General features: G+C 69.8%; 19 protein-coding genes. 17 read left to right on the forward strand and 2 right to left on the reverse strand.

Annotated features, from left to right (window positions below):
* Positions 1-150: 150 nt before the first annotated feature.
* The 8 genes from AB0J95_RS29470 (at position 151) to AB0J95_RS29505 (ending at position 10,667) form a co-directional block, all read left to right on the forward strand.
* Positions 151-1,932, forward strand: a complete 1,782-nt coding sequence (locus AB0J95_RS29470) for a UDP-N-acetylmuramoyl-L-alanyl-D-glutamate--2,6-diaminopimelate ligase (RefSeq protein WP_364764740.1) — start codon at positions 151-153, stop codon at positions 1,930-1,932.
* Positions 1,929-3,368: a UDP-N-acetylmuramoyl-tripeptide--D-alanyl-D-alanine ligase gene (gene murF / locus AB0J95_RS29475; protein ID WP_364764743.1), complete on the forward strand. Its 1,440-nt coding sequence runs from the start codon at positions 1,929-1,931 to the stop codon at positions 3,366-3,368. The genes AB0J95_RS29470 and murF overlap by 4 nt, the downstream gene beginning before the upstream one ends.
* Positions 3,365-4,444, forward strand: a complete 1,080-nt coding sequence (gene mraY, locus AB0J95_RS29480; RefSeq protein WP_364764746.1) for a phospho-N-acetylmuramoyl-pentapeptide-transferase — start codon at positions 3,365-3,367, stop codon at positions 4,442-4,444. The genes murF and mraY overlap by 4 nt, the downstream gene beginning before the upstream one ends.
* Positions 4,437-5,888, forward strand: coding sequence for a UDP-N-acetylmuramoyl-L-alanine--D-glutamate ligase (murD, locus tag AB0J95_RS29485; RefSeq protein ID WP_364764749.1), 1,452 nt, complete (start codon positions 4,437-4,439; stop codon positions 5,886-5,888). Before mraY ends, murD begins: the two co-directional genes overlap by 8 nt.
* 91 nt (positions 5,889-5,979) lie before the next feature.
* Complete coding sequence (gene ftsW, locus AB0J95_RS29490) at positions 5,980-7,386, forward strand: putative lipid II flippase FtsW (protein WP_364765481.1); 1,407 nt, start codon at positions 5,980-5,982, stop codon at positions 7,384-7,386.
* Positions 7,361-8,470 (forward strand): undecaprenyldiphospho-muramoylpentapeptide beta-N-acetylglucosaminyltransferase, encoded by a 1,110-nt coding sequence (murG, locus tag AB0J95_RS29495; RefSeq protein ID WP_364764752.1) that lies wholly within the window; start codon positions 7,361-7,363, stop codon positions 8,468-8,470. The genes ftsW and murG overlap by 26 nt, the downstream gene beginning before the upstream one ends.
* Positions 8,467-9,900: a UDP-N-acetylmuramate--L-alanine ligase gene (gene murC / locus AB0J95_RS29500; protein WP_364764755.1), complete on the forward strand. Its 1,434-nt coding sequence runs from the start codon at positions 8,467-8,469 to the stop codon at positions 9,898-9,900. Before murG ends, murC begins: the two co-directional genes overlap by 4 nt.
* A complete protein-coding gene (locus tag AB0J95_RS29505) occupies positions 9,897-10,667 on the forward strand; it encodes an FtsQ-type POTRA domain-containing protein (protein WP_364764758.1) in 771 nt (256 codons plus the stop codon). The genes murC and AB0J95_RS29505 overlap by 4 nt, the downstream gene beginning before the upstream one ends.
* Positions 10,668-10,685: 18 nt before the next feature.
* Here the strand turns inward: AB0J95_RS29505 and AB0J95_RS29510 are convergent, their stop codons facing one another.
* Together AB0J95_RS29510 and AB0J95_RS29515 are read right to left on the reverse strand one after the other, a co-directional pair.
* Positions 10,686-12,401 carry a hypothetical protein gene (locus tag AB0J95_RS29510; protein ID WP_364764761.1) on the reverse strand — a complete coding sequence of 572 codons (1,716 nt, stop codon included), beginning with the start codon at positions 12,399-12,401 and terminating at the stop codon, positions 10,686-10,688.
* Positions 12,398-12,886, reverse strand: a complete 489-nt coding sequence (locus AB0J95_RS29515) for a hypothetical protein (protein WP_364764764.1) — start codon at positions 12,884-12,886, stop codon at positions 12,398-12,400. The genes AB0J95_RS29510 and AB0J95_RS29515 overlap by 4 nt, the downstream gene beginning before the upstream one ends.
* Positions 12,887-13,279: 393 nt before the next feature.
* Here AB0J95_RS29515 and ftsZ point away from each other — a divergent pair, with 393 nt between their 5' ends.
* From ftsZ to AB0J95_RS29560, 9 genes are all read left to right on the forward strand, one after another.
* Complete coding sequence (ftsZ, locus tag AB0J95_RS29520; protein WP_364764767.1) at positions 13,280-14,602, forward strand: cell division protein FtsZ; 1,323 nt, start codon at positions 13,280-13,282, stop codon at positions 14,600-14,602.
* Positions 14,603-14,685: 83 nt separating this feature from the next.
* Positions 14,686-15,393, forward strand: coding sequence for a peptidoglycan editing factor PgeF (gene pgeF / locus AB0J95_RS29525; protein WP_364764770.1), 708 nt, complete (start codon positions 14,686-14,688; stop codon positions 15,391-15,393).
* The gene (locus AB0J95_RS29530) at positions 15,390-16,118 is read left to right on the forward strand and encodes a YggS family pyridoxal phosphate-dependent enzyme (protein ID WP_364764773.1); all 729 of its coding nucleotides are present in this window, start codon (positions 15,390-15,392) and stop codon (positions 16,116-16,118) included. The genes pgeF and AB0J95_RS29530 overlap by 4 nt, the downstream gene beginning before the upstream one ends.
* Positions 16,119-16,217: 99 nt before the next feature.
* Positions 16,218-16,844, forward strand: a complete 627-nt coding sequence (gene sepF / locus AB0J95_RS29535) for a cell division protein SepF (protein WP_364764776.1) — start codon at positions 16,218-16,220, stop codon at positions 16,842-16,844.
* Between the two features lie 29 nt (positions 16,845-16,873).
* A complete protein-coding gene (locus AB0J95_RS29540; protein WP_364764778.1) occupies positions 16,874-17,149 on the forward strand; it encodes a YggT family protein in 276 nt (91 codons plus the stop codon).
* 48 nt (positions 17,150-17,197) lie between these two features.
* Positions 17,198-18,037 carry a DivIVA domain-containing protein gene (locus tag AB0J95_RS29545; RefSeq protein WP_364764780.1) on the forward strand — a complete coding sequence of 280 codons (840 nt, stop codon included), beginning with the start codon at positions 17,198-17,200 and terminating at the stop codon, positions 18,035-18,037.
* A 21-nt stretch (positions 18,038-18,058) separates the two neighbouring features.
* The gene (locus AB0J95_RS29550) at positions 18,059-18,787 is read left to right on the forward strand and encodes a hypothetical protein (RefSeq protein ID WP_364764783.1); all 729 of its coding nucleotides are present in this window, start codon (positions 18,059-18,061) and stop codon (positions 18,785-18,787) included.
* Positions 18,788-19,034: 247 nt separating this feature from the next.
* Positions 19,035-22,163 (forward strand): isoleucine--tRNA ligase, encoded by a 3,129-nt coding sequence (ileS, locus tag AB0J95_RS29555; RefSeq protein ID WP_364764786.1) that lies wholly within the window; start codon positions 19,035-19,037, stop codon positions 22,161-22,163.
* Positions 22,164-22,240: 77 nt separating this feature from the next.
* The gene (locus AB0J95_RS29560; RefSeq protein WP_364764789.1) at positions 22,241-23,896 is read left to right on the forward strand and encodes a penicillin-binding transpeptidase domain-containing protein; all 1,656 of its coding nucleotides are present in this window, start codon (positions 22,241-22,243) and stop codon (positions 23,894-23,896) included.
* The last annotated feature ends 156 nt before the right edge of the window (positions 23,897-24,052 follow it).

A 24,052-nucleotide genomic window follows, 5' to 3' on the forward strand; every position in this document is an offset into this window, starting at 1 on the left:
GGACACGGGGGCGGTGAGTGTGGGACACGGGGGCGGTGAATGGGGGACACGCGGGGTGTTGGGGTGGGGCGGGGCTTAGCACGAGGGGGGTGGGGCAAGATCCGCGCACCGCCGGGTGGCGGCCGGAGGGGCGCAGGTAGCCTCTCGCGCGTGCCCGCGAAGCTCGAGGGCAAGGCCGTGAACGCCCCGCCCCGGCCTGTCCGAACCGAACCAGTCCCGCTCGCCACGCTGGTGGCCCGCGCGGACGCCTACACCAGCCCGGCGAACGGCCGCACCGGCCAGGCCCGCAGCGCCCAGACCGCCCAAACCGGCCAGGCCAGCGGCCGCACCGGCCAGGCCGGCGGCGTCCACATCAGCCCGGCGGACGGTGCCCAAACCGGTCAGGCCGGCGGTGCCCAAACCGGTCAGGCCGGCGGTGCCCAGAGCGGCCAGGCCGGTGGCGGCCAGGCCGGCGGCGCCTGGGTCGGCCAGGCGAACGGTGTCCGCGTCAGCCCGGCGAACGGCGCCCGCTCCGCCGGGGCGAGCCTGGATGTGCTGGTCAGCGGGGCCACCCTGCGTGCGCAGCATGTGCTGCCCGGGGACATCTTCGCCGCGTTGCCCGGGGCGAGGGTGCACGGCGCCCAGTTCGCCCAGGAGGCGGTGGCGTCCGGCGCGGTGGCGATCCTGACCGACGAGGCCGGCGCGGCCATGCTCGGTGACCTGCGCGTTCCCGTGCTCACCCACCCGGATCCCCGCGGGGTGCTCGGCTCGGTGGCCGCGTGGATCTACGGCGAGCCGTCGCTGCACCTCTCTGTCATGGGGGTGACCGGCACGTCGGGCAAGACCACGACGACGTACATGATCGACGCGGGCCTGCGGGCCGCCGGGCACACGACGGGCCTGGTCGGCACGGTGGAGACCCGGATCGCCGGGCAGCGGCTGGCCAGCGCGTTCACCACGCCCGAGGCCCCGGACCTGCAGGCGTTGTTCGCCGTGATGGTCGAGAAGGGCGTCACGCACGTGCCGATGGAGGTGTCCAGCCACGCGTTGTCGCTGGGCCGGGTCGGCGGCACGCGGTTCTCGGTCGGCGCGTTCACCAACCTGTCGCAGGACCACCTGGACTTCCATCCGACGATGGAGGACTACTTCCAGGCCAAGGCGTTGCTGTTCGACGGCAGGTCCACCACCGAGGTCGTCTGTGTGGACGGTGAGTGGGGTCCGCGACTGGTCAACGCCGACACGGTTACCGTCGCGCTCACCAAGGACGCGCTGTGGACGGCGACCGACCTCAAGTCCTCTGTGGACGGTGAGCAGACCTTCACCGTGCACGGTCCGGATGCGACATTCCCGGTCAGACTCCCGATGCCGGGAACCTTCAACGTGGCCAACGCCCTGCTCGCCGCCGCCTGCCTGACCGCGGTCGGGGTGGACGCCGAGGCGATCCGCAGTGGCCTGGCCGGGGTCCAGGTCCCCGGCCGGATGGAACGGGTCGCGCTCGGCCAGCAGTTCACCGCCGTCGTGGACTACTCGCACAAGCCCGCCGCGGTCGCGCTCGCGCTGGACGCGATCCGTGCCCGCACGACCGGCCGCATCATCGTCGTGCTCGGCTGCGGCGGCGACCGGGACGTGGCCAAGCGCCCGCTGATGGGCCGCGAGGCCGCCCTGCGCAGCGACCTGCTGATCGTCACCGACGACAACCCGCGCAGCGAGGACCCGGCGGCGATCCGCCAGGCGATGGTCGAGGGCGCGCTGGCCACCGAGGGCCGCGGCGAGGTACTGGACATCGGCAACCGGCGTGAGGCCATCGCCGCCGCCGTGGCCGAGGCCCGGCCGGGCGACGCGGTGGTGATCGCCGGCAAGGGGCACGAGACGGGCCAGGAGGTCAACGGCGTGGTGTATCCGTTCTCCGACCGCGACGAGCTGGAGGCCGCGATCCGCGAGGTGAGCCTGTGATCCCGCTGTCCGTGGCGGAGATCGCCGACGCCGTCGGCGGCCGTCCGCACAACGTCGACCCGTCGGTGGTCGTCACCGGCCCGGTCGAGTTCGACTCCCGCAAGGTCGCTCCGGACGGCGTGTTCGTCGCGCTGCCCGGGCAGAAGGTGGACGGGCACGACTTCGCCAAGCAGTCCGGCGCCCGGATCACCCTGGCCGCGCGGGAGATCGACGCGCCGTCGGTGATCGTGCCGCCGGTCAGCGAGGCGCACACCCGGTCGGTCGCGCTGCTCGGCGACAAGGACGGGTCCGGTGCGGCGGTGCTCGCCGGCTTAGCGTCGCTGGCGCACTACGTCGTGTCCCGGCTGCCCGACCTCACGATCGTGGGAGTCACCGGTTCGTCCGGGAAGACGTCCACCAAGGACCTGATCGCCCAGGTGCTGACGCCGATGGGCAACACCGTGGCGCCGCCCGGGTCGTTCAACAGCGAGCTCGGCCACCCGTACACGGTCCTGCGCGCCGATGCGCAGACCAAGCACCTCGTGCTGGAGCTGTCCGCGCGCGGCCCCGGGCACATCGCCGCGCTGTGCCGCACGGCGACGCCCCGGATCGGGGTGGTGCTCAACGTCGGCACCTCGCACCTTGCCGAGTTCGGTTCCCGTGAGGTGATCGCGCAGACCAAGGGCGAGCTGGTCGAGGCCCTGCCCGAGGACGGCGTCGCGATCCTGAACGCCGACGACCCGCTGGTGCGCGCGATGGACAGCCGCACCAAGGCCCGGGTCGTGTTCGTCGGTGAGGCGCCGGACGCGGACGTCCGCGCCGAGAACGTGGTGCTGGACGGAGAGGCCCGCGCCTCGTTCACGCTCGTCACCCCGCGAGGGAACGCCCAGGTCAAGCTGGGCCTGCACGGCGCCCACCACGTGGGCAACGCCCTGTCCGCCGCCGCGGTCGCGCTCGAACTCGGTGCCACGCCTGAGGAAGTGGCGCAGCGGCTGTCCGGCGCGCAGCGGGTCTCCGCGCGCCGCATGGAGGTGACCACTCGTCCCGACGGCGTGACGGTGGTGAACGACTCGTTCAACGCCAACCCCGAGTCGATGCGGGCCGCGCTGAAGAGCCTCGCCGAGATGGCCCGCGGCGGCCGTCGCAGCTGGGCCGTGCTCGGCATGATGGGCGAGCTCGGCCCGGAGCACACATCGGCGCACGACGGCATCGGCCGGCTCGCGGTACGGCTCGACATCAACCGGCTGATCGTGGTGGGTGACAAGGCGCGCGCGATGCACCAGGGCGCCCACCTCGAAGGCTCATGGGGAGAGGAGTCCGTGCACGTGCCGGACGTCGAAGCGGCCATCGGGGTGCTCAGGGCGCAGCTGGCCCCCGGTGACATCGTGCTGGTCAAGGCCTCCAAGTCGGAGGCGCTGTGGCGGGTCGCGGACGCCCTGCTGGAGGACACCCAGTGATCGGCATCGGTCTGGCCGGCGCCATCGCGCTGCTGATCTCCATCCTGTTCACGCCGTACCTGATCCGGGTGTTCTCCCGGCAGGGTTTCGGCCAGGAGATCCGCGAGGAGGGCCCGCAGGGGCACAAGTCCAAGCGCGGTACGCCGACCATGGGCGGCGTGGCGATCATCGTCGCCATGTGGGCCGGTTACCTCGGCTCGTACGGCGTGAACATGCTGATGGGCCGAACCGAGACGCCCAGCGCGTCCGGCTGGCTGGTGATGATGCTGACCAGCGGCCTCGGCCTGGTCGGCTTCCTGGACGACTTCATCAAGATCCGCAAGCAGCGCAACCTCGGCCTGAACAAGACCGCCAAGCTGGTCGGCCAGCTGGTGGTCGGCATCAGCTTCGCCATCCTGGCGCTGCGCTTCGCCGACGAGCACGACATGACCCCGGCCACGCCGAACCTGTCGTTCATCCGGGACATCTCGTTCATCTCGTTCGGCACCATCGGCTTCATCGTGTTCTGCTACGGCATCATCGGCGCCTGGTCGAACGCGGTGAACTTCACCGACGGCCTGGACGGCCTGGCCGGTGGCAGCGCGGCCATGGTGTTCGGCACCTACGTGGTGATCGGCTTCTGGCAGTTCCGCAACGACTGCACGACCTTCCTGTCGCCGGGCTGCTACGACGTGCGCGACCCGCTGGACCTGGCGATCGTGGCGGCCGCGGCGATGGGCGGCTGCATCGGCTTCCTGTGGTGGAACGCGGCCCCGGCCAAGATCTTCATGGGCGACACGGGTTCGCTGGCGCTGGGCGGCCTGGTCGCGGGGCTGTCCATGATGACCCGCACCGAGCTGCTGATGATCGTGATCGGCGGCATCTTCGCGGTGGAGATGCTGTCGGTGATCCTGCAGATCGCGATGTTCCGCGCCACCGGGCGGCGGATCTTCCGGATGGCGCCGTTCCACCACCACTTCGAGCTGGCCGGCTGGGCCGAGACCACGGTCATCATCCGGTTCTGGCTGCTCGGCGGGGTGTGCGCGATGTTCGGCCTCGGCCTGTTCTACAGCGACTGGCTGGCCGCCGGTGGGTGAGTTCGCGGGACGCAACGTCCTGGTGGCCGGAGCCGGGGTGACCGGCCGGTCGGCCGTCTTCGCGTTGCGTGAGCTGGGCGCGAACGTCTCGGTGACCGACGGCAACCCCGACGCGCTGGCCGACTTCGGGCCGATGGCCGTCACCGGCATCCCGGACGGCACGGACCTGGTGGTGACCAGCCCGGGCTGGAAGCCGTCGAGCCCGTTGCTGCTCGCCGCCGTGGACGCCGGGATCGAGGTCATCGGCGAGGTCGAACTGGCCTGGCGGATCTCCCGGAGCCTGCCCGATCCGCCCGCGTGGCTCGCGGTGACCGGCACCGACGGCAAGACGACCACGGTCGGCATGCTGGAGTCGATCCTCCGCGCCGCCGGACTCAAGGCTGTGGCCTGCGGGAACGTCGGTCTCCCGGTGGTCGACGCGGTCCTGGCCGGGCACGAGGTGCTCGCGGTGGAGCTGTCGTCCTACCAGCTGCATTGGCAGCACTCGCTGCGTGCGGACGCCGCCGTGGTGCTCAACCTCGCCGAGGACCACCTGGACTGGCACGGCACCATGGATGAGTACGCCGCCGCCAAGGGCGAGATCTACGTCGGCGCCAAGGTCCGCATCGCCAACGCCGACGACCCCTGGTCGCTCCGCCTGGCAGGCCCCGGCCCCATCACGTTCACCGTCACCGAGTCCCCCAACGCCGACTACAGCGTCGCCGACGGCTGGCTAGTCCAAAATCCTGAACCGCCGCAAGACCAGCCCCCACCCTCCCGGGGGGCGACCCCAGTGCCAGTCTATCGAGGTGGGGGCGCTGGCGGGGGGGTCGGCGGCGATCTGGGGACAACTGGTGGGGGTGTGGACAACTCGGGGGTGATCCGGCTCTGCCCGGTTGACGAGGTCCGGCCACCGGGTCCGCACAACGTCAGCAACGCCCTCGCCGCCGCGGCCCTCGCCCGCGCCTACGGCGTCGAGCCCGAAGCGGTCCGCGATGGCCTGCGCGCCTACCAACCCTCCCCGCACCGCGTCGAGCTGGTCGGCGAACAGGATGGCGTGCAGTTCGTCAACGACTCCAAGGCCACCAACACCCACGCCGCCGAAGGCTCTCTAACAGCGTTCGAGTCCATTGTCTGGATCGGCGGCGGCGAGCTGCGCGGCGCCGAGGTGGACGATCTGGTGACCAAGATCAAGAACCGGCTGCGTGGCGTCGTGCTGATCGGGGTTGATCAGGACGTTTTCGCCGACGCGATGCGGCGACACGCGCCCGAGGTCCCCGTGACGAGGGTCGGTTCGGGAGACGATGAGCCCATGACTGCTGCGGTGCACGCGGCCAGGGCGCTCGCGCGCCCGGGTGACGTCGTACTGCTCGCACCGGCTGCCAAGTCCTTCGACATGTTCCGCAGCTACGTGCACCGGGGCGAGGCGTTCACCGCGGCGGTCCAGCAAGCATTGGGGACTTGACCACACGGGCGGAGGCACGGTTGTGACGGCCACCCTCACCGAGGCCGAGGAGCGCAAGCGCGCCAGGGCGGAACGCCGCAAACGGACCAGCGTGTGGAAGGTGCTCACCGCATGGCTCGGCCGGCCGCTGGCCTCCTTCCACCTGGTTCTGGCCGTGTTCGGCCTGCTCACCGTGCTCGGCCTGGTGATGGTGCTGTCCGCCTCCTCGGTCGTGTCGCTGCAGGACGAGGCCAGCCACTCGGTCTACGCCGTGTTCAAGAAGCAGCTGCTGTTCGTGATCATCGGCGCGGTCGTGTTCTGGATCGGGCTGCGGATGCCGCTGCGGGTCATGCGCCAGTCCGCCAGCGGCGCGCTGGCCGTCTGCATCGGGCTGCTCGTGCTCGTGTTGTTCCTGGGCAGGAAGTTCAACGGGGCGCGCAGCTGGTTCGTGATCGGGCCGCTGTCCTTCCAGCCCATCGAGGTCGCCAAGCTCGCGCTGGTGCTGTGGGGCGCGCACGTGCTCGTGCAGAAGAAGGCCGTGCTGCACCAGTATCGGCATCTTCTCGTCCCGGTCGTGCCCGCCGCGCTGCTGATGTTCGCGCTGGTGATGATGCAGCCCGACCTCGGCGGCACGGTCACCCTGGTCGTGGTGCTGTTCTCGCTGCTGTGGTTCGCCGGGGCGCCGATGCGGCTGTTCGGCGCGATCGCCGGCGGCGGCCTCGCGGGGCTGCTGGTGCTGGCCATCGGCGCCGGGTACCGGCTGGACCGGGTGTTGTCGTTCCTGCATCCCGACGACGACCCGACCGGCTCCGGCCACCAGGCAACTCAGGCGCTGCTCGCGCTGGCCAACGGGGGGCTGCTGGGCCGGGGGCTCGGGCAGGGCTCGTCGAAGTGGAAGTACCTGCCCAACGTGCACAACGACTTCATCTTCGCGCTGATCGGCGAGGAGCTGGGGTTCCTCGGCTGCGCGCTGGTGCTGGGCCTGTTCGCCATGCTCGCGGTGGTCGGGCTGCGGATCGCGGCGCGCAACATCGACCCGTGGATCCGGATGGTGGCCGCCACGCTGACCGTCTGGCTGGTCGGCCAGGCCGCCATCAACATCGCCTACGTGGTCGGCCTGCTGCCCGTCACCGGCATCACGCTGCCGATGATTTCCGCAGGTGGCAGCTCCATCGTCGTCACCATGTTCGTGTTCGGGATCCTGGCTAACTGTGCTCGCCATGAACCCGAATCGGTGGCCGCACTACGCTCCCAGGGACCAGGTCGGTTCGGCCGGCTGCTGAAGCTGCCCGCCCCCGACGTGTACAACCCGCCCGCGAGGAAGAAACCGGTGCGACCGTCCACGCCGCCACGCGCGGCCGGGCGCCCGGGCAAGGTCGCCGGGCGGGGCGGCACGGCGGAGCGTCAGCCTCAGGAGCGTCGCAGGACTCGTCGCAGCGTTCCGGTACCGGAACACCGTCGTCGTTCCGCACAGGGCCGCGCCGGCCACCCCCGTGCGGACGAAGGAGGACGTCATTAACCAGGGACCATGTGTCGTCGTGGCCGGAGGGGGCACGGCCGGGCACATCGAGCCGGCTCTCGCGTTGGCCGACGCGGTCATGCGGGCCCGGCCGGACGCCCGGGTGGTCGCCCTCGGCACGGAGAAGGGCCTGGAGGGCAAGATCGTGCCGGCGCGGGGCTACCCGCTGGAGATGATCCCGCCGGTGCCGATGCCCCGTAAGCCCACGATGGACCTGCTGAAGCTGCCGTTGAACGTGCGCGGCGCGATCAAGCACACCCGTGCGGTGCTCGAACGGGTCGGCGCGGACGTCGTCGTCGGGTTCGGCGGCTACGTGGCGCTGCCGGCCTACCTGGCCGCACGCGGCCGCACGCCGATCGTCGTGCACGAGGCCAACGCACGCGCCGGGCTGGCCAACAAGGTGGGCGCCAGGTTCGCCGCCAAGGTGGCCGCGGCCGTGCCGGACTCGGGCCTGCCGGACGCCGAGGTGATCGGCATCCCGCTGCGGGCGTCCATCACCGAGCTCAACCGGGCCGCGCTGCGAGCCCAGGCCCGCCAGTACTTCCAGCTGCACCCGACCGCGCCGACGCTGCTGGTCACCGGCGGTTCGCAGGGTGCGCGCTCGATCAACACCGCGGTGTCGCCGCTGGCCAGCGAGTTCGCCCGGGCCGGGGTGGGCGTGCTGCACGTCCACGGCCCGAAGAACACCGTTGCGGTGCAACAGGTTCCGGGCGCGCCGCCGTACGTCCCGGTGCCGTACGTGGACCGGATGGACCTGGCCTACGCGGCGGCCGACGCGGTGCTGTGCCGGTCCGGCGCGATGACCGTGGCCGAGGTGTCCGCGGTCGGCCTGCCGGCGATCTTCGTGCCGCTCCCGCACGGCAACGGTGAGCAGGCGCTCAACGGCCTGCCGGTGGTCAAGGCCGGTGGCGCGCTGATGATCGACGACGCCGACCTGACCCCGGAGCGGGTGCGTGAGTCCGTGCTCCCGCTGATGACCAACTCGCGGCAGCTCGAGGCGATGAGCCAGGCGACGATGAACACCGGACACAAGCACGCCGCCGACGTGCTGGCCCGGATGGTGCTGGACGTGGTGGGCAAGTGAGCAGCGCGATCGGAGACATCGAGACCCCGGAGACCCCCGAGGTGCTGTCCAGGACGCACCTGGTCGGCATCGGCGGCGCCGGGATGAGCGGCATCGCGCGGATCCTGCTGGCCCGCGGCCTGCCGGTGTCCGGGTCGGACGCCAAGGAGTCGCGGACCATGCTCGCGCTGCGGGCGCAGGGCGCGAACATCGCGGTCGGCCAGGCGGCGGAGAACCTGGACCTGCTGCCGGACGGCCCGAGCGCGGTGGTGGTGTCCACCGCGATCAAGGAGGACAACCCGGAGCTGGTCGAGGCCCGGCGGCGCGGGATCACCGTGCTGCACCGGTCCGAGGCGCTCGCGGGCCTGATGGCCGGCCACCGGGTCGCGTGCATCGCCGGTACACACGGCAAGACGTCGACCACGTCGATGCTGACCGTTGCGCTACAACACTGCCGGTTGGACCCGTCGTTCGCCATCGGTGGCGATCTCAACGAGTCCGGGGCCAACGCGCACCAGGGCACCGGCGGGATCTTCGTGGCCGAGGCGGACGAGAGCGACGGGTCGTTCCTGGCGTTCTCCCCGTCGGTCACGGTGGTCACCAACGTCGAGGCGGACCACCTGGACCACCACGGCACCCCCGAGGCCTACGCGGAGGTCTTCGAGTCCTTTGTGGACCGGATCGTGCCTGGCGGCGTGCTCATCGCCTGTGCGGACGACCCAGGCGCGGCCGCACTGGCCGAGAAGGCGGAGGCGCGTGGCATCCGGGTTCGCCGGTACGGCAAGACGGCATACGGCGACGACGCGGCCAAGCTGCTGTCCTACGACCCGGTCGACGGCGCCGGACGTGCGGTGATCTCGTTGGCGGGCAAGGAGATCGAGGTCGGCATCGCGGTGCCGGGCGAGCACATGGCCGCCAACGGGCTGGCCGCGCTGCTCGCCGGTCTCGAGCTCGGCGCGCCACTGGAGGGCCTGCTGGAAGGCATGGCCGCGTTCGGCGGGGTGCGGCGGCGGTTCGAGTTCAAGGGCCGCTCGCGGGGCGTCCGCGTGTACGACGACTACGCGCACCACCCCACCGAGGTCGCAGCGCAGCTGCGGGCGGTCCGCCCCGCGGCTCAGGGCGGCCGCGTGATCGTGGTGTTCCAGCCGCACCTCTACTCGCGGACCCGCACGTTCGCCAAGGAGTTCGGCGAGGCGCTGGCGCTGGCCGACGAGGTCGTGGTGCTGGACGTGTTCGGCGCGCGCGAGGCCCCGGAGCCCGGGGTGAGCGGCGCGCTGATCGCCGACGCCGTGCCATTGTCCAGCGACTACGTGCACTACGAGCCCGCGTTCGACAAGGTGCCCGACCTGGTCGCAGGCCTGGTCACCGACGGGGACCTCGTCCTGACCATGGGCGCGGGCGATGTCACCTCGCTGGGTCCCGAACTGATCGCCGCACTGGACCGCGCGTGACTACCCCGACGCGTCCTGATCGTCGCCGCACTCCGTCCACTGCGGGTGCGGCGGCGCGGGCGCGTCGGGAGAAGCGGGACCGGCTGCGGCCCACTCGCCGTCGCGCGCTGATGCGCCGGTGGACGGTGCTGGTCGTGTTCCTGGCGGTCCTCGGTTCGCTGTATCTGTTGCTGTTCACCGGTGTGCTGGGTGTGCACAACGTGGAAGTCGAGGGCACGCAGGGCCTGACACCCGAACAGGTCCGTCAGGTGGCCGCGGTGGAGATGGACACTCCGTTGGTGCGCCTCGACACCGACGAGATCGTGAAACGCGTGGCCACGCTGCCGCGGGTGGCGAAGGTCGACGTGGAACGGTCCTGGCCCACGACTGTGGTCATCACCGTGCACGAACGGGATCCCGTTGGTTTCGTGAAACGGCCCGACGGTGTGCACATGGTCGACGGCAGTGGCACGGACTTCGCCACCATCCCCCAGGTACCGACGGGACTGCCGTCGATCGAGGTCGCCAACATCAACCCCGCGGATCCGGCGACACACGCCGTTGTCGACGTGCTGGCAAGGATTCCGCAGCAGCTGCGGAACATGGTCGTGGGCCTCACCGCGCAGACCGCCGGCAGCGTCCAGCTGACGCTGACCGACGGCCGCGTGGTGAAGTGGGGCAACAGCGCGGACACCGAGCGCAAGGCGATGGTGCTGGCCGCGCTGCTGACCCGACCAGGAAAGACCTACGACGTCTCCGCCCCCGACCTGCCCACCATCGCCTCCTAACTCCCAGCTAGCTGGGGATTAGTCGGTGAAGGAGAGGTCGGCGAGGGTGAGGGTGCCGCTGGGGGTGGCGTCGAAGGCCAGGCCGACCGAGCGGATCTGGGTCAGGTCCACGCCGGTGAAGGCGTTCAACGGGATCCGGATCTGGTTGAGCAGCAGGTGCGGGACCACGTCGTCGGCCGCGTTGGTCGGCGGGTACTCCAGGCCCTTGCCGAACTGGCCCGCCGGTGCGGAAGCCGTGTGGCCGCTGGCATCCGTCACAGTCACGTGCAGATCCTGCACCGCACCTGGCTTGTTGAGCTCACTGGTGTAGTCGACCGCGGCCCGGAACTGGATCGCCTTGTAGCCGTGGACATCCCCGCGCTGCTCGGGAATGGCGTTGGCCAGCACGGCGTCCGTGGCCGTCCAGCTCACTGACTGCGCCTGCACACCGCCGAACCCGAACCCGCGGTGCGGTTCCCGCAGACTGCTGGCCTGGCCCCAGCGCAGGCATGACCCGTACGCGTCCGTCCCCCCACCGCAGGATTTCGACGTCAGCTTTCCGCTTGTCGTGGTCTGCCCGCCGAGGTCGTTCGGACCGGCCAGCCGCCAGCTCGCGAACCGGTTGACATCCAAGCGACGCCCGGAAGCTGACGGCGGCGAGTACGACACGAGCACCTTGCCCAGCGCCCCCACGGATTCGCTGCCGTTAAACAGCGGCGCGAAGGCCGATTCGCCGCCGAGGGCGTAGCGGAAGAATGCACCCATGTATGCCGTACCGACCGCGCGCTGCTGTTGTTCCGTCAGGCGCGTAGGCGTCCCCGGTGAACACGGCGAGTTTGGCGCGTTGGTGTAGCCCCAGTCGTCGCCGGACCCTGGCAGACCTGAGCTGTCGGACCACACGCTGTTGAAGTAGTTGTGGTTGGCGCCGAACACGGTGATGACGTGACGCACCGCATGATCTGTGGCTATGCGGTAGCGGCCGTCGTCGTAGTAGTGCACACCCTGCAGGTCCGAGACGTCACCGTCACACGTTGGCTCCACCGCGGCCATGGCAACACCGGTAGGAATACGGCGTTCGAAGTCGGTCGCCGCCAGAGGCAGCAGGGCCTTGATGCCGTACCGCTGTTCCCGTTGCGAGTTCAGGTCGACGGCATTGACTACACCCTCACCACCGCGCGAGTGCCCCATCACACCGACCTTGGTGAGGTCGTACGCCTTGGCCACGTTCTGCGGCAATGCTCCATCGGCCTGCTGGCTCCACTGCTTCAGCAGATCCAGGTGCTTCAACACCAGCTCGCCGCGGGCCGGTTGGCCATAGGACGGGTCCATCGCGTCGGCCGAGTTGATGCCGTTGGCGCTGACGGAGATGACGGAGTACCCGTGACTCGCCAGGTTGCGCGCCAGTTCGCCGTAGCCGAGGTAACTCGGGATCGGCTTGCCGTTGCTGGGACAGGGCCAGTCTCCGGACGGGTACGGTTGACCATCGATCACACAGGTCGCGTGCCGCCCGTGCAGCAGTACGACAGTGGGGTACGGACCGTTGTCCACGTCTGTGGGGTAGTAGGCCTGACCGGTCAGCTCCACCGGGCCGGGAAAGTTCGGCGGCTGGAACGCCGTGTCGCCCAGGGTGTAGCCAGTCTCCGAAACCTGATGTGAGCCGGGAGCCAACGGGTCTGGCACATCAGCGGCTGTGGCCGTCAACGGAACCAACGGCACGAGCATGGCCGCGCCCAGCGCGATGAGTACGCGTTTCACCTGACCCCCTGGGTGAGCGCGCCGACGACGGTGACTGGCCCGGTTCCGTAGCGATAGGCCACGACGGCGCCGGTCTTGAGCACCGACGGATCGCCGACGGCCACCCGAAGGGAACCCGCGTCAGCTGCGGTGATGCCCCGGCCGACCGGTGTGTTGTCGACGAGCACGGTGGGGTCCAGGTCGCGGAGGGGGAACGTGCCCGAGATGGTCAGCCGCACGGCTGGCGCTTTGGCGCCCGCCGTGGCGACCTCGTCCACCCGAAGCGATGGGCCTTTGCCCAGCTCACGGCCCGGCGCGGCGTTCCTGACCTGGGCCGCGACCGCCGCCGGCGGCGGCTGGGGCCCGGCGTCGACCTGTGCGGCGGCCTTGGGGGCGCCGGCCGGGGGCGGTCCGGGCTGGGCCGAACCGGACGTGATGGTGAGCGTGACACCGGCCGCGACGACGGCCATACCCACTAATGACCTGATCAGCACACGTGCGCGCAAAGTAACCTCCCTGGTTGCGGTTGGTGACTTTCCGCAGGTTATGGGTGTTTGGTGAAACATGTCCAGGTGATCTTGGGCGGGAACTCGCCGCAACGCCGGCCGGGGTCGTCCAGTGTGGACATTCCGCTTGGTGGGCGCTGAATCACCGCGCCCGGCCGGATCTCGATATCCTTTCCGCGACCGCCGGGCGGTAGTGGATACGGGTGATCATCGAGGATCGGCTCGGTCACATACGGCGTGGTGGCTGGACCCGGGCCCGTTAGGTGCTTAACGTCCTGCGGGAAGACGTACGGGGTTGACATGACTCTGGATCTCTGGTTGAGGTTGAGGGTTTGCGTGGCCGCCGGACGGCGTGTCCATGTGTGAGCCCAAGACTGGAGGAAGGCGGAACCGATGACGCCCCCGCACAACTATCTGGCGGTGATCAAGGTCGTCGGTATCGGCGGCGGCGGGGTCAACGCCGTCAACCGAATGATCGAGGTCGGCCTCAAGGGCGTCGAGTTCATCGCGGTGAACACCGACGCGCAAGCCCTGCTGATGTCCGACGCCGACGTGAAGCTGGACATCGGTCGTGAGCTGACCCGTGGCCTTGGTGCCGGTGCCAACCCCGAAGTGGGCCACAAGGCCGCCGAAGACCACCGCGAGGAGATCGAAGAGGTCCTCAAGGGCGCGGACATGGTGTTCGTGACCGCGGGCGAGGGCGGCGGCACGGGTACCGGTGGTGCCCCCGTGGTCGCGTCGGTCGCCCGCAAGCTCGGCGCGCTGACCATCGGTGTGGTCACCCGCCCGTTCTCCTTCGAGGGCAAGCGCCGCGCGCGCCAGGCCGAAGAGGGGATAACAGAGCTGCGCAACGAGTGCGACACGCTCATCGTCATCCCGAACGACCGGCTGCTGCAGCTCGGCGACGTGGGCGTGAGCCTGATGGACGCGTTCCGGTCGGCCGACGAGGTGCTGCTGTCCGGTGTCCAGGGCATCACCGACCTGATCACCACCCCCGGTCTGATCAACCTCGACTTCGCCGACGTGAAGAGCGTCATGTCCGGCGCGGGCAGCGCGCTGATGGGCATCGGCTCGTCGCGCGGCGAGGGCAGAGCGATGCAGGCCGCGCAGAAGGCGATCAACTCGCCGCTGCTCGAGGCCTCGATGGACGGCGCGCACGGCGTGCTGCTGGCCATCGCGGGCGGCTCGGACCTCGGCCTGTTCGAGATCAACGAGGCGGCCTCGCTGGTCCAGGAGTCCGCGCACCCCGAGGCCAACATCATCTTCGGTACGGTCATCGACGACTCGCTCGGCGACGAGGTGCGGGTCACCGTGATCGCGGCCGGGTTCGACAGCGGGACGCCGACGCACAAGAAGCTGGACCCGACCATGGTCGTGTCCCGGTCGTCCACGACGACCGCGGCCGCGACGGCGGGCCAGGTGGCCAAGCCGGAACCGGAGCAGCCGCCGGCCCCCGTGACGCCGCCACCTCCGCCGCCGGTCGCCCAGACGCAGCCGCCGCCCACCGAGTACCGGGCGCCGGCCGCTCCGCAGACCCCGCCCCCGGCGACGACCTACCAGACGCCACGGGTGGAGCCGCGCAACCCGAGCCTGCCCGGCCAGCGCAGCTTCGACCGGTCCGAACCGGTCCGCCCGGGCCAGCTGCCCGGCCGGATCACCCCGGTCCCGGACGACCCGGACGACGAGGTGGACGTTCCGCCGTTCATGCGCCGCTGAGCAAGGGACGCTGAGACATATCCTCGTGAGTGCCCACGCCGGAGACCCGGCGAGGGCACTCACGAGTCTTTTGGGAGCAGACTTTGCGGATCCGTCGGGTGGTCACGACCCGGGCCGGTGGGGTGTCGGCCAAGCCTTACGACTCGTTCAACCTGGGCGGCCGGGTCGGTGATGATCCGGCGGCGGTCGCCGCCAACCATCGCCGGCTCGCCCACGACCTCAAGCTCGCCGAGGACCACATCGTCTGGATGGAACAGGTCCACGGCCGCAACGCTGTGATCATCGACGGGCCGGCGACCGAACCGGTCGAGGCGACCGACGCGATCGTCACCGCGCAGCCGGGACTGGCAGTGGCGGTTCTCACTGCCGACTGTGTGCCAGTCCTGCTCGCCGACCCGGAGGCGGGTGTCGTCGGCGCGGTGCACGCCGGTCGGGTGGGCGCTCGGGTTGGCGTGCTGCCAGCAGCGTTGCAGGCGATGAAGGACGCGGGCGCCCGGATCAACCGGATCGAGGTGCTGCTCGGCCCGGCGGTCTGCGGGCAGTGCTACGAGGTGCCGCCGGCGATGCAGGCGGACGTGGAGAAGCACCTGCCGGGCAGCGCGAGCAAGACCAGGTCCGGAACGACCGGTTTGGACCTCCGTGCCGGGTTGTGGGAGCAGCTCGCCGCGGTGGGCGTGGCCAAGATCGGAATCGACCCCCGGTGCACGGTGGAGGACCGTTCGCTGTTCAGTCACCGCAGGGAAGGGACCACTGGGCGATTGGCCGCTCTGACCTGGGTCGAGCCGGCATGACGAAACGCGCCGAGGAGCTCAAGGCCGCGATCGCGCGTGTCCAAGATCGTATCGAACGGGCATGTGCGCAGGTCAACCGGGGTGCCGACACCGTCAAACTGCTGCCGGTGACCAAGCGTTTCCCCGCCGAGGATGCCGCTGAGCTGGCCCGGCTCGGGCTGACCGAGCTGGCTGAGAATCGCGACCAGGAAGCCGGGCCGAAGTCCCGGGCCGTCGGTGAACTGCTGCCTGGCGTCGGTGTGCGGTGGCACATGGTCGGGCAGCTCCAGCGGAACAAGGCCAGGTCGGTGGCCCGGTGGGCCTCGGTGGTCCAGTCCCTGGACTCCGCCCGGCTGGCGGACGCGTTGACCCGAGGGGTGGACGCGGCGCTGACAGCGGGTGACCGAAGTTCGCCACTCGACGTTCTTATTCAGGTGAGCCTCGACGGTGATTCGGCTCGCGGCGGCGTCCCCATTTCGGGGGTTGCCGCCCTGGCCGACGGGGTAACTCGGTCGAGTGAACTGAGATTTCGTGGTCTGATGGCGGTGGCTCCACTCGGCTGGCCTGCGGAAAAGGCCTTCGACCTGCTGGCAAAGGTCTTCGAGCGGACCCGTAACGATCACCCCGAAGCAATCGAGATGTCCGCTGGAATGAGTGCCGATCTGGAGACCGCCATCGCATACGGGTCCACCTGCGTGCGTGTCGGAACCGCTCTGCTAGGGGAGCGGCCGTTAACCTCACCCTGAGTGCGATTCACGGCCCGGTCCCCTGCGGTTTTGGGTATACCTGGATCGGGCAAGGGCGGGGTCCGCGAGCCTCGGGAGTCGCGGAGGAGAGGCACACGCATGAGCGCGCTGCAGAAGCTGAAGGCCTACTTCGGAATGGTCCCGGCGGACGACGAGGAGTACGAGGGCGAGGACGACCGCTATGGGTCGTACCGCTCGGACGGCTATCGCTCGGAGTACGTCGAGGATGACTACTCTCCGTATTCGGAGCGCCCGGCCCGTCGCCGCCGCTCCGGCTACCGCGACGACCCCGAGGACGACTACCAGCCGGCCGACCGTGGCCGGGGGCGCCCGGCCGCCTGGGCCGGGGACACGCCGCCGACCAGGGGCGCGCTGGCCGTCGAACCGCACCGCGAGCCCGCCGGACGGCTGCGCCCGGTGCCCGAGACGGCACCCGCGGCCTCGCCGCTCGGCCGGATCATCACCCTGCATCCGACCAGCTACATCGAGGCCAGGACCATCGGCGAGCACTACCGCGAGGGCACGCCGGTGATCATGAACCTGACCGAGATGGACGACTCGGACGCCCGGCGGCTGGTCGACTTCGCGGCCGGTCTGGCGTTCGCGATGCGCGGCGCGATGGACAAGGTCACCAACAAAGTGTTCTTGATCTCACCGCCGAACGTCGACGTCAGTGCCGAGGACCGCAGACGGCTCGCCGAGGGTGGGTTCGCCTCCCGGGGCTGACCAATGGCAGAGTTGTAACCGTGGAACCAGTGCTTCTCGCAGTTTGGTACGTGCTGTTCGCGTTCTGGCTGCTGCTCACGGCGCGGGTGATCGTGGAGTTGGTCCGCGCGTTCGCCCGTGAGTGGCATCCAGCGGGCGGGGTTGCGGTTGCGCTGGAGACCATCTACACAGTGACCGACCCTCCGGTCCGGCTAGCCCGTCGGCTGATCCCGATGGTCCGGATCGGAGGCGTAGGACTGGACTTATCGATTATGGTGCTGCTGCTGGTCGTGTTCATCGGAATGCGACTGGTGTATCCCGGGTGAACGGGGAACCCGGGATGCCCGCAGGCCGTGAGTGCGTGAGGTGATCTGATGTCGTTGACCCCCGCTGACGTGCATAACGTCGCGTTCAGCAAGCCTCCTATCGGGAAGCGGGGCTACAACGAGGACGAGGTGGACGCTTTCCTCGACCTGGTCGAGGGCGAACTGGCCCGGCTGATCGAGGAGAACAACGATCTGCGTGCACAGGTCGAGCAGCTGGACGCGCAGCTCGAAGCGTCGCGGGCGGATCTGGACGACGCCAGGGCGAACCTCTCCTCCGGCCCGCCCACCCGTGTCGTGGAGGAGCCGGTGCCCTCGCGGCGCCTGACCCCGGTGCCGCCACCGAGCGCGCTGGAGCAGACCAACCCGGGCGCCGGCGGTGGTGACCACCACGTGCAGGCCGCCAAGGTGCTCGGCTTGGCCCAGGAGATGGCCGACCGGCTCACCGGCGAGGCCAAGGCCGAGTCGGACGGCATGCTCGCCGAGGCCCGCACCAAGGCCGAGCAGCTGATGTCCGAGGCCCGCGCGAAGTCCGACACCATGATCAACGAGTCCCGGACCCGGGCCGAGACCATGCTCAACGACGCGCGCACCCGGGCGGACACGCTGGAGCGGCAGGCCCGCGAGAAGGCGACCGCGCTGGAGCGCGACGCGCAGCGCAAGCACACCGAGCTGATCGGCTCGGCGCAGCAGGAACGCACGACCCTGGAGAAGAAGCTGGAGACCCTGCGGACCTTCGAGCGCGAGTACCGCACGCGCCTGAAGACGCTGCTCCAGTCCTCGCTCCGCGAGCTGGAGGACCGGGCACCGGCGGCACCGCCGTCGGAGGGGAGCCGGTCGGCCAGCCAGCAGGGGTACTCGTTCGGGCCGCGCGCGGCCGAAGCGGGCTGAGACGGGGTCTGAGTAGTTCTCATGCTCGTTCTGGTGCTGTTGCTCGTGGTGGCCGCGCTCGGTCTGCTGATCGCGGCACTGACCACGGCCAACACCTTGTGGGCCTGGATCTCGGTCCTGATCAGCGTGGTCGCTGCCGGCCTGCTGGTGATGGACTGGCTGCGCAACAGGCGACGCCGGGCGCAGACGGCTGCGTCCGGGCAGGACAAGGCGAAGGTGGCCGCCGCGACGACGAGGTCCGGTCAGGCCATCTCCCGCAGTGACCTGCCCATGGTGGGCGATACGACGGTCGCCGACGTGCTGGGCCACGAGTCCCAGCCGCTGGGTCCGCAGATCTCCCGGATCGACCTGAGGACCGTCGGGGAGCAGCCCGGCACGACTCCGGCTCGCGACGACGAGTGGGAGCACGTGCCCGAGCTGGACGGTCCGCTGGAGGGTCCGGAGGTCACCCAGACCCAGCCGCCGGTGGCCGAGGTCACGTCGGTGGAGCCGTTCGTGCCGCTCGACCCGGCGACCGAGCCGGCCGAGGAGAACACCGACGCCACCGACCTGCTGGTGGTCAGCGAGCTGTCCGACCAGGTCGTGGTGATCGACGAGCGGCCCCGGTACCACCTGGTGACGTGCAAGTGGCTGGGCGACCGCCCGACCCTGCCGTTGCCGGTGTCCGAGGCCCGCGACCTCGGCTTCACCCCGTGCGCCCTGTGCGGGCCGGACGCGATGCTGGCGGCCCGCCACCGGGCTGGCCGTTAAGCCGTTTGCACGGACCCGTATCCTTTGAGGTACAGGCACCGATCCGGCCATCACCGGGGAGCCTCCGGAAGAACGGGCTGTGGCGATTGTCACGGCCTCAGTAGAACCGGACGGGCAGGCCCGTCACAGCCGTCAACGAGAGGCGCTCGGGGTTTCACGGGCGCAATCGGGGTGGTACCGCGGTACGCCAGGAAGCCTGGCGTGTCGTCCCCACGAGGACGTGACGACCGCGAGAGGTACCCGAGCGATGCCGTACCCCAAGGCCACGCATGGCGGCGAGGCGAGCGTGCCCGCCCAGCCGTCCTTCCCGAAGCTCGAGGCCGAGGTTCTCCAGTACTGGGAGATCGACCGGACCTTCCCGGCCTCGATCGAGGCACGCCCGGCCGGCCAGAACGGCTCGAACGAGTACGTCTTCTACGACGGCCCCCCGTTCGCCAACGGCCTGCCGCACTACGGCCACCTGCTGACCGGCTACGTCAAGGACGTCGTCCCGCGGTTCCAGACCATGCGCGGCAAGCACGTCGAGCGCCGGTTCGGCTGGGACACGCACGGCATGCCGGCCGAGATCACCGCCGAGCAGGAGCTGGGCTTCAAGACCAAGGCCGACATCGAGGAGTTCGGTGTCGCCGCGTTCAACGACGCCTGCCGCACCTCGGTGCTGCGGTTCACCCAGGAATGGCGCGACTACGTCACCCGCCAGGCCCGCTGGGTCGACTTCGACAACGACTACAAGACGCTCGACCTCGACTACATGGAAAGCGTCATGTGGGCGTTCAAGTCCTTGTGGGACAAGGGCTTGGTCTACGAGGGCTTCAAGGTGATGTGGTACTGCTGGCGATGTGAGACGCCGCTGTCCAACACCGAGACCAAGATGGACGAGGTCTACAAGGACCGGCAGGACCCGGCGGTGACCGTCGCGCTGCGGCTGGACACCGGCGAGAAGGCGCTGGTCTGGACCACTACGCCGTGGACGCTGCCGAGCAACCTGGCCGCGGCCGTGCACCCGGACGTCGACTACGTCACCGTCGAGCACGAGGGCGAGCGCTACCTGCTGGCCGAGGCCCGGCTGTACGCCTACACCCGCGAGCTGGGCGAGGACGCTGCCGAGCGGATCGTGGCCCGGTACAAGGGAAGCGACCTCGTCGGCCGCCGCTACCGGCCGCCGTTCGACTTCTTCTACGGCAAGCAGCCCAACGCGCACCAGTTCCTCGCGGCCGACTATGTGACCACAGAGGACGGTACGGGCATCGTGCACATCGCCCCCGCCTTCGGTGAGGACGACAAGGTCGTCACCGACGCTGCCGGGATCGACGTGGTGCTGCCGGTGAGCCCGCACGGCGAGTTCACCGACGAGGTGGCGCCCTACGTTGGCATGCACGTGTTCGACGCGAACCGGGTGATCATCCGCGACCTCAAGGAAGCGGGCCTGCTGCTGCGGCACGAGACCTACGACCACCCGTACCCGCACTGCTGGCGGTGCGACAACCCGCTGATCCAGCGGGCGGTCTCGTCGTGGTTCGTTGCGGTGACCCAGTTCCGTGACCGGATGGTGGAGCTCAACCAGCAGATCAACTGGGTGCCCGAGCACATCAAGGACGGCCAGTTCGGCAAGTGGCTGGCCAACGCGATCGACTGGGGCATCTCGCGCAACCGGTACTGGGGCTCGCCGATCCCGGTCTGGCGCTCGGACAACCCGGAGTACCCGCGCACCGACGTGTACGGCTCGCTGGACGAGCTGGAGCGCGACTTCGGTGTGCGGCCAACGGATCTGCACCGCCCGGCGATCGACGACCTGGTGCGGCCCAACCCGGACGACCCGACCGGGAAATCCATGATGCGCCGCGTTCCCGAGGTGCTGGACTGCTGGTTCGAGTCCGGGTCGATGCCGTTCGCCCAGGTGCACTATCCGTTCGAGAACGCCGACTGGTTCGAGCACCACTACCCGGGCGACTTCATCGTCGAGTACAACGGCCAGACGCGGGGCTGGTTCTACACGCTGCACGTGCTGGCGACGGCGCTGTTCGACCGGCCGGCGTTCCGCAACTGCGTGGCGCACGGGATCGTGCTCGGCGACGACGGGCAGAAGATGTCCAAGTCGCTGCGCAACTACCCGGACGTCAACGAGGTGTTCGAGCGGGACGGCGCGGACGCCATGCGCTGGTTCCTGATGTCCTCGCCGATCCTCCGCGGTGGCAACCTGATCGTCACCGACCGCGGGATCCGGGACGCGGTGCGCCAGGCCGTGCTGCCGTTGTGGAACTCGTACTACTTCCTCGCGTTGTACGCCAACGCGGAAGGCGTCGAGGGCACGTGGCGGACCGACTCGCGGCACGTGCTGGACCGGTATGTCCTTGCCAAGACTCATGATCTGGTCGCCTACGTCGGCGAAGCCCTTGAGACGTACGACGTTTCCGGGGCGTGTGCGGCGGTCCGGGAGTACCTGGAGGTGCTGACCAACTGGTACGTCCGGCGGTCGCGGGACCGGTTCTGGGCCGGTGACAAGGATGCGATCGACACCCTGCACACCGTGCTGGAGGTGGTGAGCCGGGTGACCGCGCCCTTGCTGCCACTGACAACGGAAGCGGTGTGGCGCGGGCTGACCGGTGAGCGGTCGGTGCACATGGCGGACTGGCCGTCGGTGGACCTGCTGCCCGCGGACAGTGCGTTGGTCGAGGGCATGGACCGGGTCCGGCAGGTGGCGTCGGCGGCGTTGTCGTTGCGCAAGGCCAACAAGCTGCGCGTGCGGCTTCCGTTGGCACGCCTGGTGATCGCGGCCGACGACGCCGAGGTGCTCGAGCCGTTCACGGACCTGCTGGCCGACGAGGTGAACGTCAAGCAGGTGGAGCTGACCACGGATGTGGCCGCACACGGGCATTTCGAGCTCGTGGTGAACGCTCGGGCCGCCGGTCCCCGGCTGGGCAAGGACGTCCAGACGGTGATCAAGGCGGTGAAGGCGGGCGAGTGGACCACGTCCGAGTCGGGAGCCGTTGTGGCGGCAGGGGTCGAGCTGCGCGAAGGCGAGTACGAGCGCCGGCTGGTCACGGGCGACCACGGCGTGGCGGCTCCGCTGCCGGGCGGTTCGGGCCTGGTCGTGCTGGACACCGACGTGACGCCGGAGCTGGCCGCCGAGGGCCTGGTGCGCGACCTGGTCCGGGTGGTCCAGCAGGCCCGCCGGGACGCCAACCTGGACGTGGCCGACCGGATCTCGTTGGTGCTGTCGGTGTCCGGCGAGGTCGAGGCGGCCGCGCGGGCGCACGAGAAGTTCGTCGCGTCCGAGACGTTGGCGACTTCCGTTGGCTATGGCCCGGTTTCCGATGGGTTCAACGGATCAGTGGGCGACGGGGTTGCCGTGAGCGTGGAAGTTAACAAAGTCTAGTCATCGCTTTGTTGCGCACCCCCGGTTCTGGCATGCTCGCGCCCTAGGGGCGGGAGAGTCAGAACTGGGGGTGTTCTGTGACCGATGGACGAAAACGCGCGATCCTCATTGGTGGCGGCGTACTGGCCGTGCTGGTGATCGTCACCGGGGTGATCGTGTTGTGGCCATCGCCGAAACCGACGGCCGGCCCGGCGGATGTGCCGACCATCGGGACGACGGTTCCGCCCGCGGCCACGGGAAAGCTCGCCGACGAGTTCCTCAATTATCTGAGCGCCGGAAATGCCGATGGCGCGGCGCCGTTGACCGATGACCCGGCCGCCGCACAGGCGGCCATCGCGGCATTCGCAAAGAACACCGCGGGGACGAAGTTCGGCTATACCCGGACCACTTCGAACGAGCCGAAACCCGGCCAGACCACCGCTTCGGTGCCGATCAAGGGAACCTGGTCGCGTGGTTCCGGCGACACGTGGACGTTCCCGAGCCCCGGCAGGCTCGACTTCGTCCTCAAGGACAACAAGTGGCTGGTGAAGTGGGCGTCCTCGATCCTGTACCCGACGCTCAAGCCGGGCGAGAACCTGGCCGTGCTGGGCGAGACCGGCCAGGCCGGGACGGACGCGATCGTCGGTGACGACGGCAAGGCGCTGGCGACCTGGGACGGCAGCTCGGTCAAACCGGTCGACGCCAGGATCTCCCCGCTGATCATGACCGCGCTGGCCAAGGACACCTCGAAGCCGGGTGAGCAGGACAACCGCCGGCTGTCGGCCGTGGACGCGGCGGGCAAGGAGATCGGCGAACCGCTGCACGGCACCAAGCAGGTCGAGAACACGGCCAAACCGGTGCAGTCGACGTTGAACGCCAAGGCGTCCATCGCCGCGCAGAACGCCGTGTCCGACGTGCCGCTGCCGACATACCTGGTGGCCATCAAACCGTCGACTGGCGCGATCATGGCCGTGGCGCAGAGCAATGCCGCCGGGACCGCGCTGCAGGCGTTCAACGGGCAGTACCAGCCGGGGTCGACGTTCAAGGTGATCACCGCGACGGCCGGCATGGAACGCAAGGGCCTGAACGCCGATTCCCAGCTTGACTGCCCATCCCAGGGCACCTACAACGGCCGGACCATCCACAACGCCAGCGACTTCCAGCTGGGCACCGTGCCGATGCGGCGGGCGTTCGCGAAGTCGTGCAACACGACGTTCGCCTCGATCGCCAGCCAGCTGCCGGTGGACGCGTTGCACAAGGCGGCCAACGAGTTCGGCCTGAACGCCGACTACACCGTGCCGGGCGTGACCACCGAGCTGGGCCGCGTGGACGACTCGGACAGCCCCAGCCGCCAGGTGGAGAACGCCATCGGGCAGGGCACGGTCAACGCGTCCCCGCTGGGCATGGCGATCGTCGCGGCCACCGTCGTGCAGTGCAAGGCGATCGTGCCGAAACTGCGCCGGGACGCCGAGACCACTGTCGGAACGCCCTACTCGCCGCCGTCCGCGGGGGTCTGCTCGAACCTGCGGACGATGATGACCGCCGTGGTCCAGGAGGGCACGGCGACGGACCTCAAGGGCATCCCGGGCGTCGGCGGCAAGACCGGCACTGCGGAGATCACGAACGGCGGCGACCAGGCGCACGGCTGGTTCATCGGCTTCAAGGGCGACATGGCCTTCGCGGTCCTCGTGGCCAACGGCAAGACCTCGACCCTCGCAGTCCAAGTGGCCGCCAAGTTCCTCCGCGCCCTCTAACCCCCGTGTCCCACATTCGTGGTGGCCGTGTCCCACGTTCGCGGACCCCGAGTTCCACATTCGGGTCCGCGCGGTGGGGATCTCGGGGGCCACGAATGTGGGACACGGGGGCCGTGAACGTGGGACACGCGGGGGAGGAAAGGGGGACACGCGGGG

This window comes from Actinocrispum sp. NPDC049592, assembly GCF_040675465.1.
In the GTDB taxonomy this organism is placed as follows: Bacteria; Actinomycetota; Actinomycetes; order Mycobacteriales; family Pseudonocardiaceae; genus Kibdelosporangium.

What these genes read in the sequence shown, in the direction of transcription:
- ftsZ (WP_364764767.1), top strand. Translation starts at nt 13,280, where the DNA reads ATGACGCCCCCGCACAACTATCTGGCGGTGATCAAGGTCGTCGGTATC.
- AB0J95_RS29530 (WP_364764773.1), top strand. Translation starts at nt 15,390, where the DNA reads ATGACGAAACGCGCCGAGGAGCTCAAGGCCGCGATCGCGCGTGTCCAA.
- sepF (WP_364764776.1), top strand. Translation starts at nt 16,218, where the DNA reads ATGAGCGCGCTGCAGAAGCTGAAGGCCTACTTCGGAATGGTCCCGGCG.
- AB0J95_RS29545 (WP_364764780.1), top strand. Translation starts at nt 17,198, where the DNA reads ATGTCGTTGACCCCCGCTGACGTGCATAACGTCGCGTTCAGCAAGCCT.
- AB0J95_RS29550 (WP_364764783.1), top strand. Translation starts at nt 18,059, where the DNA reads ATGCTCGTTCTGGTGCTGTTGCTCGTGGTGGCCGCGCTCGGTCTGCTG.
- ileS (WP_364764786.1), top strand. Translation starts at nt 19,035, where the DNA reads ATGCCGTACCCCAAGGCCACGCATGGCGGCGAGGCGAGCGTGCCCGCC.